Here is an 18958-nt window from a genome sequence, read left to right as displayed (position 1 = left end):
GCCACAGGCCACAACGGCGGATGCGCTTCGCTTATCCGCCCTACAGTGTTCACCTTGTTTTGGGCGCGTTCCTAAGGGCGCGGACGGGTCCCTTGCAGCCGCCGCCAGCCGATACTCAGCAGCATCAGAGTCAGCAGCAGCATAGCCCACTCGCTGAGCGTCGGTATCGGCGCCGGCGGGTCGAACTCGATCGGGGTCGGATCCGGACCACCTGGCTCATCATCGTCCGTGACGCCGATCAAGGGATCCTGGGTGCACGCGCCATCGCAGTCCCACTGCGCTTCCGCCTGATTCTCGAAGGTCTGGCTGATCGTGGGATTGTCCACCATCACCTCGAAGCTGATGACCAGCTCGTTGTCCGCCTCGCCTTCGGTGGTTGCACCCAAATCGGGACCGAAGTTCGCCTCGACCGTAATGAGCCTCGTCACGTCGTTGTAATTGCTGTCGTCACAGGTTCCGACAACAGTCGTCGTTCCACGGGGCGTACAGGTCAGGCTCCCGGCAACATAGGTCACATCACCCAGAATTGGATCCTCGATCACCACGCCGTTCGCAACGATGGGCGAATTGTTGATCCAGACCATGTTCCAGCGAATCACATCGACGCCGTTCACCTGCCCGGTCTTGACCCCGTACGGCGGATCGAAGATGTAGGCAAAGATGGCCGCGTCATCCGTATCGCTGACCGGACCCCCACCACCGACCGGAGTCATGCTGACGGTGGCCGTGTTCTCGAGGCTGCTGGTGCGTCCGGTCTCATCATACCGGTAGACCAGGCTCGCGCCGGGGGCCAGGGGCAAGAAGCCAGCCTCCGGAGTCACATCGGCTAGTGTGATGCCAAGCGGCGCGTCGACCAGCCTGAGGCTGTTGAGTGCTTCATTGCCGGTATTGCTGATGGTGAAGCACCAAGTGACATTGACTGGATCCTGATTCTTGTTCACATACACCAGCGGACTCTCGGAAGTTGTGCAACTGGCCCCTGCCTCATCGGTCAGGAACGCGGTCTTGACCAGTTGGACGCCGGGGTTCGACGCCTCGATACCGAAGTCGAGCCCGGTGACACTGGTGTTGGCGGTTGCCCTTACCGTCGGGCTGGCTGTCGTGATGCTGGCATTTATGTCGATCAGGATGCCGTTGTCAGTGCCATCGTTCTCGCCGGTGATCACCCAGCCGGAGGGCAGGCTGGCCACGACGGAATCGGGTTTTGATCCAGCCCCGGGTGTCGCGGTGGTGATGTAGGCCTGATAGCCCGTGCCCGCCGGCACCGTGGCGCTCCAGGCGCCGGTGGCGTCCGCGACCGGCGCGACCGCGAGCACCTTGCCATCGGCGTCTAGAATGACGACGTTGAGGTTGCCGGGGTCGACTCCAGGCTCGTCGCCATTCTGGATGCCATCTTCGGGGATACCCCCACAGGTCGGGCAGTCGTTGAAGACGACGCCCGACAGGGTGACGGTGGGGATCTGGGTGATCACCGGCCCGCCCGGGTTGTTGCTGGGGTCGGGATCGGCGACACCCGCCGGCGGCAGCACCTGGGCGCTGTTGACGAAGGCCCCCGCCGCCGGCGCCGTGCCGGTGACGCTGATGGTCAGGCCCGATCCGGCCGGGAAGGTCGGGATGGTCAGGTTGACCTCACCCTTGCCCGAATTGAGCACGCCCGGATCGAGGGCACCATTCAAGGTGGGACAGACGGCCCCGCCAGTGGCGCTGCCGCAGGTCCAGGTGACGTCGCTCAGCACGGACGGCACCAGGTCGGTGACGCCCGCGTCATCGGCCGCGGCCGCGCCGCCGTTGCTGACCACCAGTTGGTAGGTGACGAGGCCGCCACCGGCGACCGTGGCCGGGCCGGTCTTGGCCAGGGCCAGGTCGGCGCTCTCGAGCGGCCCTGTCACCACCAAGGTATCGGCGCTGCTCTGGTTATTGGTGTCATCCGGATCGGTTACCTCCGCCGGCGCTTCGATGCTAGCGGTGTTTTGCACCGTGCCCGTCGCCGGCGCAGTGCCGGTGACGGTGTAGATGAGGCTACCGCCGGCCGGGAAGCTGGCGATGGTCTCCGCGATGGCGTTGCCCTCGCGCATGATGTCGTCTGGACAGAGGGCCCCACCCACTGCCGTGCACGTCCAGGTGACGCCGGTCACCTCGGCCGGGACGGTGTCCGTGAAGACCGCGCCGTTCGCCGCCGCATACCCGGCATTGGTGACGACGATGTGGTAGGTCAGTGCGCCACCCGTCACAACCTGCGCCGGGCCGTACTTGAGCACCGACAGGTCGGCCGTGGCCGGGGTGTCGCCCAGCCCGGTCAACACCTGGTCGCTGTTGTTATCCAGGTCGGGATCGGTCACGCCCACCGGGGCCGTGACCGTCGCGATGTTGGTCACCGTGCCCGTCGCCGGCGCCGTGCCGGTGATGGTGTAGGTCAGGCTGCCGCCCGCCGGGAAGCTGGCGATGGTGGCATTGGTCGCGTTCAGGGCGCCGCTGCCGGAGTCTGATGGACACACCGCCCCGCCCACGGCATTGCCGCAGGTCCAGGTGATGGGTCCGATGAGTCCGCCGCTGGCCGGATCGTCGGCAAACACCGCATCGTTCGCCGCCGAGGGGCCGGCATTGGAGACCGTCACGGTGTAGGTGATGCCGCCCTCCGCCGCCACCAGCACCGGGCCGTTCTTCTCCACGATCAGGTCGGCCGAGGCAGTGACCGTGGGTTCGGCGGCTGCATAATCGTCTTCCGCCGGTTCGGTTTCACCGTTGCCGGGCGTCGAGTCCTTGTCATACTCCTGATCCGCATCCGTGACCTCGGCGATGTTCTCGTACTCGCCGCTGGCCAGGACCCGCGCCTCGATCTCCAGGATGGCGGAAGCGCCGGCATCCAGATCGCCGATCGCCCAGAGTCCCGTGGCGCTGGCATAGTCGGCCGCGGGGTCCGCCGAGACGAAGCGATAACCGCTCGGTAACAGATCGGTGACCGCGACCCCGGTGGCATCGGTGAAGCCTGCAGCGTTGGCCGCCGTCAGGGTAAAGGTCACCGTGTCGCCAACCTTGGGGGTTTGCGGGGCCACCGTCTTGGTCAGGCTCAGGTCGATCTGGGCGCCGATGGTCGGCGTCAGGGTGGCGCGGTCGTCCTCGGCCGGGGTGGTCGCGCCATTGTTCGGCGTCGAGTCCTTGTCGGGCTGGCCCGCCGCGGTGACCTCGGCCACGTTGGTGTAGGGGCCGGTATTCTTGACCACGGCCTTGAAGGTCAGGTCTTTCGACGAACCGGCTGCCAGACTGAGACCGCTCCAGGTGAGGGTACTGCCGCTGAGGCTCCCGGAGTCGCTGATCTCGGAGACAGTGCCATATCCCGCCGGCAGCGCATCCTGCACCGAGACATCCGTGGCATCGGCGTACCCTGCCGCGTTGCTCAGGGTCAGGGTGAAGGTGACGGCATCGCCCACCTTCGGGCTCTCGGGATCGACGCTCTTGGTCAGGCTCAGGTCGATCTGGGCGTCGGGCGTCGGCGTGACGCTGTCCGTATCGTCCTCCTCGTTAGACGTCCCGTTATCGGGCGTCGAATCCTTGTCGTCCTGATCGGCCGCCGTGACCTCAGCGGTGTTTGCATAGGGTCCGCTGGGCAGGACCACCGCCTTGAAGGTCAGCGATTTGTTGCTGTTGGCGTTCACGGTCAGGCCGGTCCAGGTCACCGTGTTGCCGCTGGCGCTACCGCTGTCGCTGATGTCGCTGATGGAGCCGTAGCCCGCCGGCACCACGTCCTGCACCGACACGCCGGTGGCGTTGGAATAGCCGACGGCGTTATTCAGCGTCAGCGTAAAGGTGACGGTGTCTCCCACCTTGGGCGACATCGCGCTGACGGTCTTGGTCAGGCTGAGGTCGATCTGGGGACTGATCGTCGGCCCCGCGCTGGCGGTGTCGTCCTCGCTGGGCTCGGTCGCGCTATTGCCCGGCGTCGAGTCGTCATCGCTCTGATCGGCCGCAGTCACCTCCGCGACGTTCTCATACGTGCCGCTGGCATTGACCCGGGCCGTGATGGTCAGCGTGGCGCTGTCGTCGGCGGCCAGGTTGCCCACTGTCCAGAGACCGGAGGCGCTGGCATAGTCGGCCGACGGATCCGCCGAGACGAAGGTATAGCCGCTCGGTAGCAGGTCGGTGACCTCAACCCCGGTGGCATCCGAGAACCCGACCGCGTTGCTCAGGGTCAGGGTAAAGGTGACCTCCTCACCCACTGTCTGAGTGGTCGGACTGACCTCCTTCGTCAGGCTCAGATCGATCTGCGGCTCGTAGCCGAAGTCATAGCCCGCGTTGCTCGGCTCGCTGCCCGGATCGTCCGTCACGGCCGTGGTGAGCTGGCCTTTGAGCACAGTCGCCGTGGTGCCCGTCGGGTCGTTCGAATCGACCAATCTGTCGTCACCCTGCTCCACCGGGCTGGCCGTGTAGCCATCCGATGCGACGGCCGAGATCGAGTAGCTCGGCTGACCGGCCCCCGCGCCATTGAAGCTCTCGTCCAGCAGCAGGTTGCCGAAGACATAGCCGCCATCGCTGCCGCTGAGCGTCTTCAGCGCGGTGCTCCCGCCGTTCGGATAGGTCACGACCAGTTGCACCGTCACGCCGGCAAGGCCGGCCTCGTCGCTGTCCTGAATGCCGTCGCCATTCGTGTCGGACCACACCCGGTTGCCCAGGGCCGCGCCTTGGCGGTAGTAGCCGAAGTCGATGTTGGTGTTGGTCTGTCCGGCTGTCACCTCCAATGTGAACGGATCCGACTTGCTCTCGTTGTCGGCATCTGCGGCTTGGTCGCCCAGGCTATGCCACCAGCCCTCCAGCAGGTTGCGGGTGTCGGTCACATGGACGCTGTAGGTACCCGCAGGCAGCCCAGTGAAGCTGTAGTGGCCCTGACTGTCGGTCCGGGTGGAGGCGGCCCTATTGCCGGCGGCATCCCGCAACTCGATGGTCACGTTGGCGAGAAGCATGCCCTCCGCGTCATCCGCGTTCAGTTCGCCGTCGGCATCCACATCGTCGAACACGGTGCCGCCGATGGTGGCGGGGCTGTCGGCCGCGTAGCCGAAGTCCTGCAACAGGTTGAGGTTGCCGGTCTCGCTGATGTTCGACACCTCGGACTGATCAGCCGTGCCGCCATCAGGATCGATGCTGTTGGTCAGGCCAGCCCCACCATTGGGCAGGGTCGCGCGGTCGATCTGGACGACCCAGGTTGCCTGCACATTGACATGGCCGAAGGCATAGGCGCCTTCGGCATTGGTCGTCGTCCAGGCGACGGGATTGTCAAGGTCGCTCGGCTCAAACAGCTCGACCCGCACGCCCTGAAGCCCCTCGCCGGGATCGGCTTCTCCGTTACCGTTGCGGTCGAGGAAGACCAGGTCGCCGATCAGACCGGAGGAGCCGATCAGGCCAGGGATGTCGGAGTAGCTGTGCATGCCATAGGCCATGTAGCCGAAGTCCATGGCGAGCTGATCCGACGTGCCGTCGACGCTGACCGCGGCCTGCTGGTCGAACCTGGAATCAGGATCCAGGCCGTTGTTGAGCTCCCCGGGCAGATCCGGATCGCTGCTCGGCAGCGCCCAATAGAGCAGACTCTCGGCATCGGTGACGGCCACCACATAATCGCCCGCCTGGACCCCCGGGAAGAGATAGTTCCCGGAGGCATCCGTCACGGTCGTGGCGATGACGGGCTCGCCAGCATCCCAGACGTCGTTACCGTTGGTGTCCTGCACCAGCGCGATGCCGATACCGGGGACCCCCGTTTCGCCCGCATCCAACTGACCGTCGGCATTCATGTCGAACCAGACGAGGTCACCAATGCTGCTTCCCTGATTCGGCTGGAAGCCGAAATCCGCATTCACATAGACATCGCCCGGGGCCAGCAGGATGGGCGTGGTGGTCTTGCCATCGGTGGCGCCGGCGCCATCGGGGTCGCCGGTCTGGGTCCAGCTCAGGCCGCTAGCCGTGGGCAAGGTGGTCGTGTCTACCGTGATCGCGTAGGCGCCGCTCGGCAGGTCGTCAAAGATATAGTTGCCGGCCGCGTCGGTCTGCGTTGTCGCTAGGGAGGTGTCATCCGCGGTGCCCAGGATGCCGTCGGCACCAGGACCGGTCAGGGTCAGGGTCACGCCGCCGATGCCCGACTCACCCGGGTTTTGCAGGCCATCGCCGTTGGCGTCGCTCCAGACGCGGTCGCCAATGGCGCCGGTCGTAGTCGCGCCTGGGCTGGTGCTGTCGAGCGGCGCCACCCAGTTGTAGCCGAAGTCGGCGGTCAGGTGCTGAACGCCGGCCGCCAGGGTCACGGCGGTCTGGTTGTCCAGCGCGCCGGCGGAGGGTTCTGCCGCGAAGTCCTCGTTATAGGTGGGAAGGAGACTCAAGGTCGGCGTCACCACGACTTGATAGTCGCCGGCCGGCACGCCGGTGAACAGATAGCCGCCGTTGGTGTCGGTGTAGGTCGTCGCCACGAGCGTGCCGTCGTCCTTCAACTCGACCTTGAGGTTGGCGATACCCGACTCGCCGGCATCCGGGATGCTGTTGCCGTTCTCGTCCAGCCAGATCCGATTACCGATCACGCCGGGGTTGTAGCCCGTGTAGGCGCTGGCATCCGTTGCCTCGACGTCTGGCCCTGAGGGTGGTGTGCCGGTCACAGTGGCCGTGTTCGAATAAGACGTCTCGCCCGCCAGACCATACCCCAGGCAGGTCATGGAGGCGCCGACCGCAAGCTCGGCCGCCTGATCGGGCGGACAGGAGATGGTCCCTTCCGGGGCATCCTCGACCGTGACGTTCGTCAAAGCCACATCGCCGGTGTTCTCGACGATGTATTCCCAGGTGACCAGGGTGCCCGTCCGCACGGTGATCGGGCCTTCGTCGTCATTGGCATCGTTGGTCAGCTTGGTGAGGCTGAGTTGCGGATCGATGACTGTGACCTTCGCGACATCATCGGCACTGAGGCCGCCATCGGCCGTGACCGTTGCTGTATTGTCGAAGGACGCATCGACACCCGTCAGCGAGCAGGTGTACTCGTACTCGTCGCTCGCCGCGAGCGTTCCAATCGTCTTCGCACAGTCCGACGAGTTCGGGTCAGCCACGCTCACATTGGTAAGGTCCACGTCACCGGTATTGGTCACCGTGATGGTGAACTCGGCCGTGCCGCCCTTGTGGATGGTCTGCTCCTCGGGGGTCTTCGAGATGGAGATGCCGGACGTGACCACATTGACCGCGGCCGAATCGTCGTCCGTGACAGCGGCGCCGACGGGTGGCGTGGCGGAGACCGAGGCAGTATTGACAAATGACGCGGTCAGCGCTGAGCTTTCGCAGGTGTATTCCACATAAGCGGCGGACACTAAAGAGCCTAGGCCAGCGATATCCGTACTGGTCTTGGCGCAAGCGGAGGTCGAATCATCGCTGATCTGAACATCGGTCAGGGTGACATCGCCGGTGTTGGTGACCCGGATGGTGAAACTGGCCGTCCCACCGCTAGTCACCGTCTGGGAGTCGGGGGTCTTGACGATGGTAATGGCCGGAGCGATGACAACGACAGCCGTGGTGTCGCTGTCGGTGACCGTGTCCCCGAACGCATCGCCACTGGCATCGACCGGCTGGGCCTCGACATTGGCCGTGTTGGTGAAGTTGGCCGTCACATTGGCCTTGGCGCAGGTCTTGACGTCGCTGCTCGCCCCCGGCGCCAGGCTGGCGATGGTGAAATCGCAGGCTGGTGTCAGTGCATCGGTGACCGCGATGCTGGTCAGGGTCAGGTTGCCGCTGTTGGTGACGGTGACCTCGAAATTGGCCGTGCCGCCGCTGCGGAGCTGCTGGCTGTCGTTGCGCGGCTCCCCATCAGCCGCGGTTTTGACAATGGTGACCGAAGCACTCGGCGCCAGGTAGCCGAAATCGGCGGCGTCCGTAGACTGGTCCTGTTTGATCAGGTCCGTCCGGTTGTCCAGGGTGACATCCGGATCAGCGATCTGGATCAGATTGCCGAGGGTGCCGGTGTCAATGGCGACGCGATAGCTGCCGCCGGCGGCAACGCCGGTGAAGCCATAGTTGGCATCGGCAGCCGTGGTGGTCAGCCGCGCCAGCGGGAAGCCGAGATTGTCGTAGAGCACGACCTCGACACTCGCCAGGCCCTCCCCGCTGTCCGGGTCCTTCTGGCCGTCCAGATCCTTCCAGACGAAGTCGCCGATGGTGATCGGTTCCTTGTCAGGTACGCGCAGACCCGCGTCGATGTCGTCGACGACCTCGCCGTCGGCCAGGGTGAGGGTCACGCGACCCGTCGTTGGATTGGGGTCGCTATCCGTCTCGCTGGTCCCCTCGCCGGTCGGGCTGAAGTCATAGCTGGCGTTCGGCTTCACGACCTCGACCACGTAGTCGCCAGCGGCCAGGCCATTGAACTGGTAGGCGCCCGTGGTGTCGGTCTGCGTCGTCTGCAGCAGGGTCGTGCCGGTGGCGTCGTAGAGATTGACCCACACGCCGGGGATGCCGGGCTCGCCGGCATCCTGGACGCCGTTGCCGTCATTGGCCGGGGTTCCGGACCCGCCGTCGTACCAGACCCGATCACCGATTCTGCCTGGATCGCCGGAAGTCAGAGAGAGACCAGCGTCCACGTCGGTCAACGCCTGACCCGCAGTCAGGGGGATGGATGCGGTCAAGCCGGTGCTCGGATCAGCGTCGCTGTCCGTAGCATCGTCGTTGGGGCTGCCGGCGTCTTGCGGACTGAGCACGTAGCCATCAGGCGCATCGAATTGCAGGACATAGTTGCCCGCCGGCAGACCCGCGAATTCATAGGAGCCGTCGGCGTCGCTGACGCGCGTCGCCACCAACGCATTGCTATTGTCGGCGTCCAGCAGACTGACGCTGACCCCTCCCAGCCCAGGCTCGCCGGCATCCTGGATGCCATCGCCGTTACTGTCATACCAGACGCGGTCGCCAATGCTGGCCGGGCTCGCGTCCTCGATGTAGAAGCCGGCGTCGATGGTCAGGTTCGTGGTGCCACCCGTCAGGGTCACGGTGACCTTGTATTCCCCATTGGCCGCATCGCTGTCGAAGCTATCCTGCAGGGCGCCGCTGCCGGCATTGGTCGTGGTCCGCGTATAGGCCGCCGCGGGCTGAAACTGGACCACGTAGGTGCCATCCGCGAGATCGGTGAAGCGATACTTGCCAGCGCCATCGGTAAGGGTCTCGACGAGCTTGTTCGTGCCGGTCGAGTCATAGAGGATGACCTTGACGCCAGCGATGCCGGACTCGGCCGGATCCTGGATGCCGTCGTGATTGGTGTCGTGCCAGACGTAGTCGCCGATGCTGCCGCCGGCGCGTATGCCGAAATTCAATCCCGAGCGATCAGCGCTGGCGTCGATGCCGGTCAGGATGCCATTGGCGGGTGCTTGGACCGTATCGGCGATGTTCTCGCCGGTCACCAGCCAGCCGGCCGGCAAGCGCGCGGCGGGGGTGACGGTCTCGCCCAGGGTTGGACTCGCCGTCGTGACATAGGCCTGGTAACCGCTGCCCGGGGTAACGTCCGCGCTCCAGGTGCCGTCCGCAGCGACCGCGCTGACCGCCAGCACCTTGCCCGCGCTGTCGGTGATCACGACGTTGAGATCGTCCGGGTCCACGCCGGCTTCGGTGCCATCCTGCACCTTGCTGGCGTCCAGGTCATTGAAGACCGTGCCAGAGAGCGTGACGCCTCGCAGCAGGCCAAAGTTCGCCTCCCCGGTGCTCCCGGCCGCGACGGTCACCGGGGCCGGATCATTGCCGGTGGTCACCAGGTAGCCCGTCGGGGGCACCAGGTCCACCTGATAGCTGCCGGGGGGTATATTCGGGAAGGCGTAGTTGCCGAGCGCGTCGGTGTACTCCGTCGCGACGATGGCTCCATCGCCATCGCGCAGAATCACCTGGACGCCGATCATGCCGGCCTCGGCGCCGTTGACGGCCTGATCGGCGTCGGCGTCGTTCCAGACATTGCCGGCGATGCTCGCAAGGTCCGCGCCCGCGGGCACGTAGCCGGTGTTCTTGGTCGCGATGCCACCCGTGGGAACCGTGACGGTGGCGGGATCGGTGCCATCGTCCCCGGTCGAGGTCGTCAGGACCAGTTCCGGCAGGACCGTGCCGTTCTGGACATCCACCAGGGTGTCACCCGCGGCCACGATCCTGCTGTAGTAACCGGCGGAGTCGGTGATGGCCACGTAGACCGTGCCGTCGGCGGCGATGATCGTCACCGAGATGCCACCCAGTGGGGTATCTGTCGCGGCGTCGAATTGCCCGTCCGCGTCGTTGTCCTGGTAGACAACGCCCTCCAGAAGGCCGGTATCGGCCGGGAGGATGGTCACGTCCTCCGCGGTGGTGGCCAGGGGATCGAACGGCGTGATGCCGACGCCCGGCGTGGTGGTGGCGACACTGGCCTCGTTCTGGTAGGTGCCGGGGCCTACGGGCTGCTCCTCGGCCGACAAAGCGGAATCGCCGACATTGGCGGTGAAGGTGAGGCTGAGGCTGCCATTGGCCGGCAAGGTCCAGGTGCCCCAGACCGGTTGCTGCGCCCCGGCGGCTGGATCTTCGGTGCTGGTCCGGGTCGCGCCGGTCGCGACGATGTCATCCGTGCTTTTGTAGCTGAAGCCCGAACTCAGGGTGTCGGTGACCGTCACGCCCGCGACCGCGGTGTCCAGCGTATTGGTGACCTCGATGACGTAGGTGGCCTCGCCCGGTGCGGCGGCGATGGGCGTGGTGGTGCGCTTGGTGATCCGGAGTCCGCCAAAGGCGGTCTGGGCCTCGTCCTCGACCGGGTCGGTCTCGGCGCTGTCGATGGCGGCCGAATTGGTCACGGTTCCCGGGCCGGTGGGCAGCGCGATGACCTGTACCGAGCCGCTGGCCTCGGCGGGCAGTGCGCCCAGATTCCAGGTCACAACACCGGAAGCACCGATCGCGGGAGCGGAGTCGGCCTCAGGCACGGAGGCGACATAGGTCAGTCCCGGCGGGCCCGCCGGCAAGGTGTCGGTGATCGTTACCCCGGAGGCATCCGCATCGCCGGTATTGCGGTAGGTCAGGCTGTAGGTCACGGCGCCGATCACGTCGGCATTCGCGGCCGCCGTGATCGCGGTATCCACGATCAGGGCGCTGCCCGCCAGCCCCGTGATGCGCGCCAGGGTGGCGCCGACCTGGATGAATTGGCCAACCGTGAACGCGGCGATGTCGTCGACGAACAGCGTCGTGCTGGCGCTCGCGGCAGCCGTCAGCCTGGCCGCCGGATAGGGGGCGCTGGCCGGACCGGATTTGTCGAGGGTCAGCACCGGGGCGGCCTGAGCTGTGGTGACGGCGTCGTCGGTTTTCGACGGCGCATTGCTGGCCGTGACGGCGGCAATGTTGGTCAGGGTCGAATCGCCCGCGGGCAGCGGGCTGTTGAGCCTGACCTGGAAGCTCAGGCTGGCGGATTTCTCGGCATGGAGGGTGCCCACCTCGAACAGGACCTGGTTGTTGATTGCGTCGAAACTGGAGCTCCAGCCCTGGGGCACCGTGATGCTGCCGGCGATGAAGCTGGTGTAGGCGGGGATGGGGTCGCGCACCTGCACATTACTCGCGCCGCCCGAGCCCGTATTGTTGACCAGCAGGGTGTAGGTCAGCACATCGCCTGGCGCCGGCGGGGGGTCGGCATCGGTTGGCGAGACGCTCTTGTCGATGGCGAGATAGGGATTGGTGCTGACCGAGACGGTCACGGTGTTGCTGGTCGAGCCGCAGGACTCCGACTCACAGCCCGCGTAGGCACCGGTCGCCAGGTTGTCGCGGGTCGTGACGCCATCCGGCGGGGAGGTTGTCTCCGAGGTGCCGACATCCATCGTAAAGCTGAGGGTCGCGGTCGTGCCCGGTGCCAGGCTGTCGAGCGCCCATGACAGGCTGGCGGATGGCGTACCGGAGGGCGAACAGGTGCCCGCCGACACGGTGCAGCTCCCGGCCTGATAGGCAAACCAGTCGGCCTCCGGGAAATCGTCGCTGATGGTGATGTTGGTCGCCGTCCTGGTGCCGGCGTTCAGCAGGGTCAGGGTATAGGTCACCGTGTCGCCGGGGAGCAGCAGGGTATCGCTGGCGGACTTCGCGATGATGAGATTGGCCGTTCCCTCGGGGTCCTCGCCGCCGACCACGGCGGTGACGGCGGTGGCCTCCACGGCCGAGGTCTGGTCGGAGCTGATGCTGGCGGTGTTGGTCAGGCTGCTCACGCTCAGGCTATCCGCCACGTTGACCGTGACGGTGACGCTGCCGCTCGCGCCGGCCGGAATGCTCACCCCGCTACCCGATCCATCATGGAAGCTGACCACGCCGCCGCTGTAGCTGCACCCCGTAAAGTGGCTTCCAGACCAGTCGCAGCTGCTGTAGGTCACGCCAGAGAGCGGCAGGGTATCGGTGAGAATGGCCCCGGTGGTGCCAGTCGCGCCGCTGGTGTTGGCATAGTTGAGGGTGTAGGTCAGGGTGCGGCTGGCGCCAGTGGCGTCGAGGCTCGCGGTGTCGACGGTCTTGTCGAGCACCAGATTCGCCGGAGGCGGCGCGCAGATCTCCACATAGCTGTTGACCGAGTTGGCATGCAGTTCGATGGTCGTGGCCTTATTGGACGCCATATCCACGCCCATCACCACCAGCAGGCGATGCCCTTTGGCCAGGGAGCCGGTTGCCGATGCACCCGTCAGGGTGACCGGCGGGGTTGGCGCGCCATTGTCGGTCTTGACGCTCTGAGCGATTTGCGTGGTGCTGCCGTCGGCCGGGTCGTAGTCGTAGACGGTGACGTACAGGGTCGAGTTGGATTGCGCCGATCCGCCAAGCGAGGCGGACTTGATGTAATCGAGCTGCCCGCCAAGCGTGGAAGAACCGTCAAAGGTCACGAGTTGACTGGACACCGGGTCTTGGTAGAACCGGGCGATCTCGATGATGCCGGTATTGAGCGTGTCATCCGCGAGCTTTGCGATCGTCTTCGTCTCCCCCGTCGGGGTCGCCGTCGTGGCGAGATATTGAGTCCCATCGTTGCCGACATCGCCTTGCTGGTCGGACAGGTAGAGGGTGCGGCAGAGCTGTTCCGTCTGGCTCTGGCTGACCCCCACATCCGCGCTATCCGTCACCGGCGTGGTGATCTCTGTCGACGAGAGGCTCGCCGTGTTGGTCACCGGATTGTCGGTCCCCGTAAAGGGGTTGCTGACCTGGGCGGTAAGGGTCACGGATCCACTTGCGCCCGCGTTCAGCGTGCCAAGGTTCCATGAGACCGTGCCGTTATTGCCCACCCCCGGATGGGCGCAACTGCCAGAACAGCTCACGAAGGTGAAGCCTGCCGGTATCGGATCGGACAGCACCACGCCGGTTGTTGCGGCATCGCCCGTATTGGCGTAGCTCAGGGTGAAGGTCACCTGATTAGCGGGGCTGGTGCCCGCCGGGTCCACCAGCGTCTTGTTGGCGGTCTTCTGGATCACCAATTGCGGCCGGGGCGTCTGCACGAAGACCGAGGCGCTCGCCTCCGCCGGCTCGGTATTGTCGCCGTCGATGGTGACGGTATTGACGTTGGGGACCTGCGCCGTCGCCGGATAGGGATCGGTGACGGTGGCGGTATAGCTCACCGTATAGGGGCCCTCGCCCGGCGCGAGATCGCCGATCTGCCAGATGAGCGTGTCGAGCGTGTCGCCGGAACGCGTGCAGCCACCCGTGCAACTGCCGTAGGTCAGGCCGTCTGGGATGACGTCGGTGAGGACGACGCCGGTGGCCGTCACCGGCGAGTCGTTGGAATAGGTGATGACGTAGGTGATGGTCTCGCCGAGCGCGGCGCTGTATTTGGGATTCGGCGGGTCGGCGCCGTCCGTCGGGGTCTTGCTGAGGCTGAGACGCGGCGCACCGACGCCTACCTGGACCGGATTGCTGGCGACGCTGCCGAAATCCGTCAGCATGCTGGCGACATTGTTGTAGGTACCCACCGTCGCCGAGGCCCTGGTGTTGTAGACCAGGGTCCGGGTACAGGCCGAATAATCCGAAGACGAACAACCGCCCGGGACGGTCGCGGGGGTCGAAAAGCTCCAGGTATAGCTGTTGCCGCCGCCCGTTGTCGGCGTAGGGCAGGAATCCGAGCAGAGGCTGCTGGCGGGCGTATCGCCCGGGCCCTGGGTGCTGACGTAGCTGAAGCCGTCCGGCAGGGTGTCGGTGATGCTGTCGACCGTCAGCGACCCGCCGGTCTTGTTGACCACGGAGAGGCTGTACTGAACGTCGGCGCCAATGGTGGTTTGCTCGACATTGGCCGACTTGATCAACTCGGGAGACAGGCCGCAGACATTCAGGGCCACGCCGATCAGGGCGGTCTGCACGCCGGTCACATCGGGGTTGCCGAACCAGTCCTCGGTGCCGCCGGGGGTGATCGTTGGATCATGATCGGGGAAAGCGCCCTCCTCGCCTTCGATCCAGCCGATATCGGTCCCCTGCACCCAGATCTTGGCCAGCCCGTCCCAACCCCAGTCGTTGGTGTAGATCTGGGCCTGGGTGGCGGGGTCCGTGCTGCCCGGCAGGTAGGAGAAGGTCCGGTGGTTGACGGGGGCATCCGGCACATCCAGATCGTGCAGGGTCCCGTCATCCACCGCCTGCACGCCAATCAGATAGCGGCCCTTCAATAAACCGCTGGCATCCCAGCTCGCGGCCCAGGTGTTGAGGGTGCCTGATTGCAGCGTGCCATCGACGGCATAGGTCCAGGCGCTGCCCGGGTCGCCGGCGGTGGTGCCATCGCCATCCTGGTCGTACCAATAGTAGAACTCGACCGACTGGATGGAGGGCTCCACTGAGCCGCTCGCGTTGACGTAGAGGGTGTCCTGGATCTTGGCCGCGAGGGTGTAGTTGCCAGGACAGGTACTCGGCGGCGTCGCGCTGACGCTGGAGACGATGGGCTGGGCGTAAGGGGTCGGCTTGTTGAAGGACAGGTAGTCCCCGAACGGCGCGGGCCTGGAGGCATCGCCGATGAAGCTGGCGTTAAGGGCGCAGTCCTTCTGGAAGGGATTGTTGAGGCTGTTCGCGGTGCAGAACAGCATGGAGATCGGGGTGTCGCGGTCGATCCTGGGGCCGTTCAGGTCTGGGTTGGGCCCAGTGCTCGAGGCATCCAGCATCCGCACCGGGATCTGGTAATCGATGAAGTATTCGGTGCAGGAGTTGGTGTAGACCAGCCTGGAGCGGCTGGTCCCGTAGTCCCAGAGGGTCTCATCGGAGCCGTTGGGCCAGGCTTCGGTCGGATTCGCGGGATTCCCGGCAAAATTCAGTATCTGGTTGTTGTCGCCGATGAAGGCCGTCGGATTGTGAGCGATCAGGTTGATGCTGGGGTCATTCAGGTAATCGACCGACTGGGTGGGAACATTGCCCCAGATACCCGCAAGCCGATCGATGGCGGTCGAAGGCGCGCCGGAGGAGCCATCCAGATGGGCCGCGACGTCCCGGAAGCCGTCGCCGTCGAGGTCGAACAGCACGGTCCAGAGGGCGGAGTTCCAGGGGTCCGTCGCGCCGTAACTGCCGGCCTTGGGGCCGGTGGCATAGGTATTGGCGATCTGCTCCACCCGCCAGCGGAACATGATGACGTCCTCGCTGCCATCCACGGCCGCGCCCTTGCGCAGGTGGTAATAGATGCTGGGCAGGTTCTTGTCGATACAGGACGAGGCGATGTTGACGTAGTTCTGCGGCGAGGTGCCGCCGTTGGACGGGTCCTGAACGCGCGGGTCGTTGATGTCGGCCTGGAAGCGCGAATATGGCTTCCAGTCGCCGCAGTCCACGCCGCAGTTGGCGGGATCCTCGGGCTCGGATGGCCATGGGGCCGGGGCGAAATGGATCGGGCCGCCGTGAGCCGGGTCTTCGGTTGATGGGGAGATCCCCTCGATGACCTGGCCAGCGCCCCAGTCAGGCCCGTCCCAATCCGGGGGATAGGGATAGGCATGGGCCTGCGTCACCGCCAGCCCTAGCGGGGCGGCCAACAGGAGGCTGAAGAGGGAGCTTGCAAACGGGCGAGGATTCACCATAACCAATCGTGACGGTCTCTACACAACAGCATTCCCAGCGCATGGCCGCAGCAACGGACCGGCGGGCATCGGGACTGGTTTCTACGAGTCTTGGGAAGACGGTGGATCAGTGGCCGTGCTGGCCATGCATCCACTCGGATGCCTTCTGCGCCGCACGGTAAACGCCGGATAGCACGGCGCTTCGTTGGCCGAACGCCAGAACAGCGCGCGACACTCCACTCAACGGTGCGAGGCATCGGCGTCGGGCGAGACGCCCGAAAACTGAGCATGGATTACGCTAAAATTAGCTGTAACACACTAGCCCGGCGAGGCAGCGCGGTAAATCACCCCTGCGGGTGACAGGTAATGCGCTACAAACCGGCGCACGATGCGCGGATATCAATCGATGCCAGACCAACCAACCGTGCCGTCACCAAGCGAGGCCCGCGCGCGCCTCGAGCTTCTGACACCGCGCCAGCACGAGGTCTGCGAGCTGATGAGTCGGGGTCTGTTGAACAAACAGATCGCGGACCAACTTGGCGCCAGCATCAACACCATCAAGACCCACCGCACGGCGATCTTTCGCAAGATGGGTGTCCACAGGACGCTGGAGCTGGCGCGGATGATGGATCTGCTGCGTCGCGAGGACGAGGCGCTCGATGCCCGCGCCGGCGTTACGAGCGAGGAATGGCCGCCCCCCAGCGCACGGGGCGATGGGCGGGTGCGGGTATTGGTGGTGGAGGATGCTCGGACCCTGCGCGAGCTGATCGCCGGGGCGCTGTCCCTGCGGGGCTTCGAGGTGATTGCGCTACCGAATGGCGAGGGGCTGGATCAGGTGCTGGCGGAAGTTCCCGTGGATGTCGCCCTGCTCGATGTCATGCTCGGCGAGGACTGCGAAGACGGCTTTGCCCTGGCCGCCCGACTGCGCCGGCGCAGCCGCTGCGGCATCATCATGATCACGGCGCTCGGAGAGATTGAGCATCGTATCCAAGGACTCGAGCAAGGGGCCGATGCCTATCTGGTCAAGCCCATCGATTTCGCCGAGCTCGAGGCCGTGATCCGCAGCGTGCTGCGGCGTGTGGGTACGGCACCGGGCTGAGCGGCTGGCGTTGATTCGGGGTTGTTTCGAGCGGGCCACGGCTTGCCACGACGCCACCAGCGCTCGATCAGCTTATCCCAGAGGCTGTACCATTTGCCTCCTTTGACCCCTTTACCAATGAGCAATAGCGAAGAACAGGCGCATGCGGCGCGCCACCTCCTGGCAGGGGCCTTTGAGGCTACCCTATCCACCCTTTCGCTGGAATCTCCGGGTTACCCCTTCGGATCCGTCGTCCCCTATGTCCTGGGCCAGAACGGTCTGCCGCTGTTTTTGCTGAGCCACCTGTCTCAGCACACGAAGAACCTCGACGCCGATCCGCGCTGCGGCCTCCTGGTCGCCGAGGCTGGCGACAGCGATGTCCAGCAGCGCGGCCGCCTCAGTGCGATTGGCAACATGCACCGCATCGAGCCGGACGAAGATGCGGAACGCTACTTCGCCTATTTTCCGCGGACCCGGATGTACTTCGAGCAACTCGGCTTCCGCTTCTACCGATTCACCCCGCTGCGCTTCCACTGGAACGGTGGTTTTGCGACCGCGCGCTGGTTCGGGCTCGACCGCATCCTGCGTCCCAACCCGCTGAGCCGCGAGGCGCAGGTGCAGATCGTCGAGCACATGAACCGGGACCACCGGGATGCGCTGCGCGGCTACCTTGGTGCAATGGCTGCCGGCGTCGACGCCGTCGAGATGCTGGGAATCGATGCCGAGGGAATCGACCTGCGGGTCGATGGCCGTCTCCACCGCATTGCGCTGCCACGGACCATCAGCTCCGCCGCGGCGGCACGTGAGATGCTGGTCGAGACTTTTAAAATCCTCTGAAGCCTGACCCAATCATGACCCGCTGGCCCAAGATCGATCTATCCGCAATGATCCGGCGTGCCCATGAGGGCCTGCCAGCCAGCCTGTTCGGACTGTTTGATCGGCTCAAGGCGTTGCACGGAGGCGGTCCGCCGGAGCCTTCGGCAGGAGCGTCCGGCACGCCACCGGCGTTCGTACCGCCGCCGGGCGCACGCTTCGAGACACATTGTTACCGCGGCACGACGGGCCAGCTCGACTACAAGCTCTATCGTCCGAGTGGCGATCCTGAAGTCCCCCGCCCGCTCGTCGTGATGCTGCATGGCTGCACCCAGTCGGCTGACGACTTTGCGGCGGGAACGGGGATGAATGGGCTTGCTGAGGCGCAGTCCTTCCTGGTCGCCTATCCAGAGCAGTCGACCTCAGCCAACGCGACCCAATGCTGGAACTGGTTCCGCCCCGGGGATCAGGTCCGTGGCGGTGGCGAGCCCGCGCTGATCGCCGGTGCCATCCGCGATATCCTTCGCGACTATCCCGTCGACCCGACGCGGGTCTATGTCGCGGGCCTCTCCGCCGGGGGTGCCGAGGCGCTCATCATGGGACTCGCGTACCCCGAGTTGTTCGCCGCAATCGGTATCCATTCGGGGGTGCCCCAAGGCGTTGCCCACGACCTTCCCTCGGCCCTTGAGCTCATGCGCGCAGGTGCGCCACCTCAACCCGACCGGCCCCGACCGACCAGGCGGACACAGGACCACCCAGCCCCATTGATGCCGACCATCCTCTTCCATGGCGACGGCGACACTCTTGTCCATCCCGCAAACGCCAGTCGAATCATCGAACAGATCAAGGATGGCGCCAGACTGCGCACGCACACCAACCACGGGCGGAGCGCGTCGGGGATCGGTTACAGTCGGATCCAATACCTTGATGTGCAGGGCACGCCGCTGATCGAGCATTGGATCCTGCACGGCGTCGGTCACGCCTGGTCGGGCGGCAGCCCGGCCGGCTCCTACACCGAGCCGCGGGGGCCTGACGCCGGCCGCGAGATGTTGCGATTCTTCAGCTTGCACCAGCGGCGAAACATGGCCAGCTGCGTGCACGATTGATCTGCGCG

General features: G+C 65.5%; 4 protein-coding genes. 3 read left to right on the top strand and 1 reads right to left on the bottom strand.

The window, feature by feature from the left end; translation table 11 throughout:
• Nucleotides 1–71 precede the first annotated feature (71 nt).
• Entirely contained in the window at nucleotides 72–15929 is a 15858-nt protein-coding gene (locus F2Q65_RS12330; RefSeq protein WP_170265680.1) for an IPTL-CTERM sorting domain-containing protein, read from the bottom strand.
• A gap of 430 nt (nucleotides 15930–16359) precedes the next feature.
• On the opposite strand from F2Q65_RS12330, the gene F2Q65_RS12325 reads away from it, so the two are divergent.
• From F2Q65_RS12325 to F2Q65_RS12315, 3 genes are read left to right on the top strand one after another with little or no spacing between them, the layout of a single operon-like run.
• Complete coding sequence (locus F2Q65_RS12325) at nucleotides 16360–17052, top strand: response regulator (protein ID WP_211354027.1); 693 nt, start codon at nucleotides 16360–16362, stop codon at nucleotides 17050–17052.
• A 42-nt stretch (nucleotides 17053–17094) separates the two neighbouring features.
• Nucleotides 17095–17868 (top strand): HugZ family pyridoxamine 5'-phosphate oxidase, encoded by a 774-nt coding sequence (locus F2Q65_RS12320; RefSeq protein WP_150093717.1) that lies wholly within the window; start codon nucleotides 17095–17097, stop codon nucleotides 17866–17868.
• Nucleotides 17869–17882: 14 nt separating this feature from the next.
• Nucleotides 17883–18950, top strand: coding sequence for an extracellular catalytic domain type 1 short-chain-length polyhydroxyalkanoate depolymerase (locus F2Q65_RS12315; protein WP_211354026.1), 1068 nt, complete (start codon nucleotides 17883–17885; stop codon nucleotides 18948–18950).
• Nucleotides 18951–18958: the final 8 nt, after the last annotated feature.

This window comes from Thiohalocapsa marina, assembly GCF_008632335.1.
Taxonomy (GTDB): Bacteria; Pseudomonadota; Gammaproteobacteria; order Chromatiales; family Chromatiaceae; genus Thiohalocapsa; species Thiohalocapsa marina.
This window is presented reverse-complemented; position numbering and strand designations above follow the sequence as displayed.

Excerpts from the sequence above, each read along its gene's own strand:
- F2Q65_RS12315 (WP_211354026.1), top strand. The coding sequence starts at position 17,883 with ATGACCCGCTGGCCCAAGATCGATCTATCCGCAATGATCCGGCGTGCC.
- F2Q65_RS12325 (WP_211354027.1), top strand. The coding sequence starts at position 16,360 with ATGCCAGACCAACCAACCGTGCCGTCACCAAGCGAGGCCCGCGCGCGC.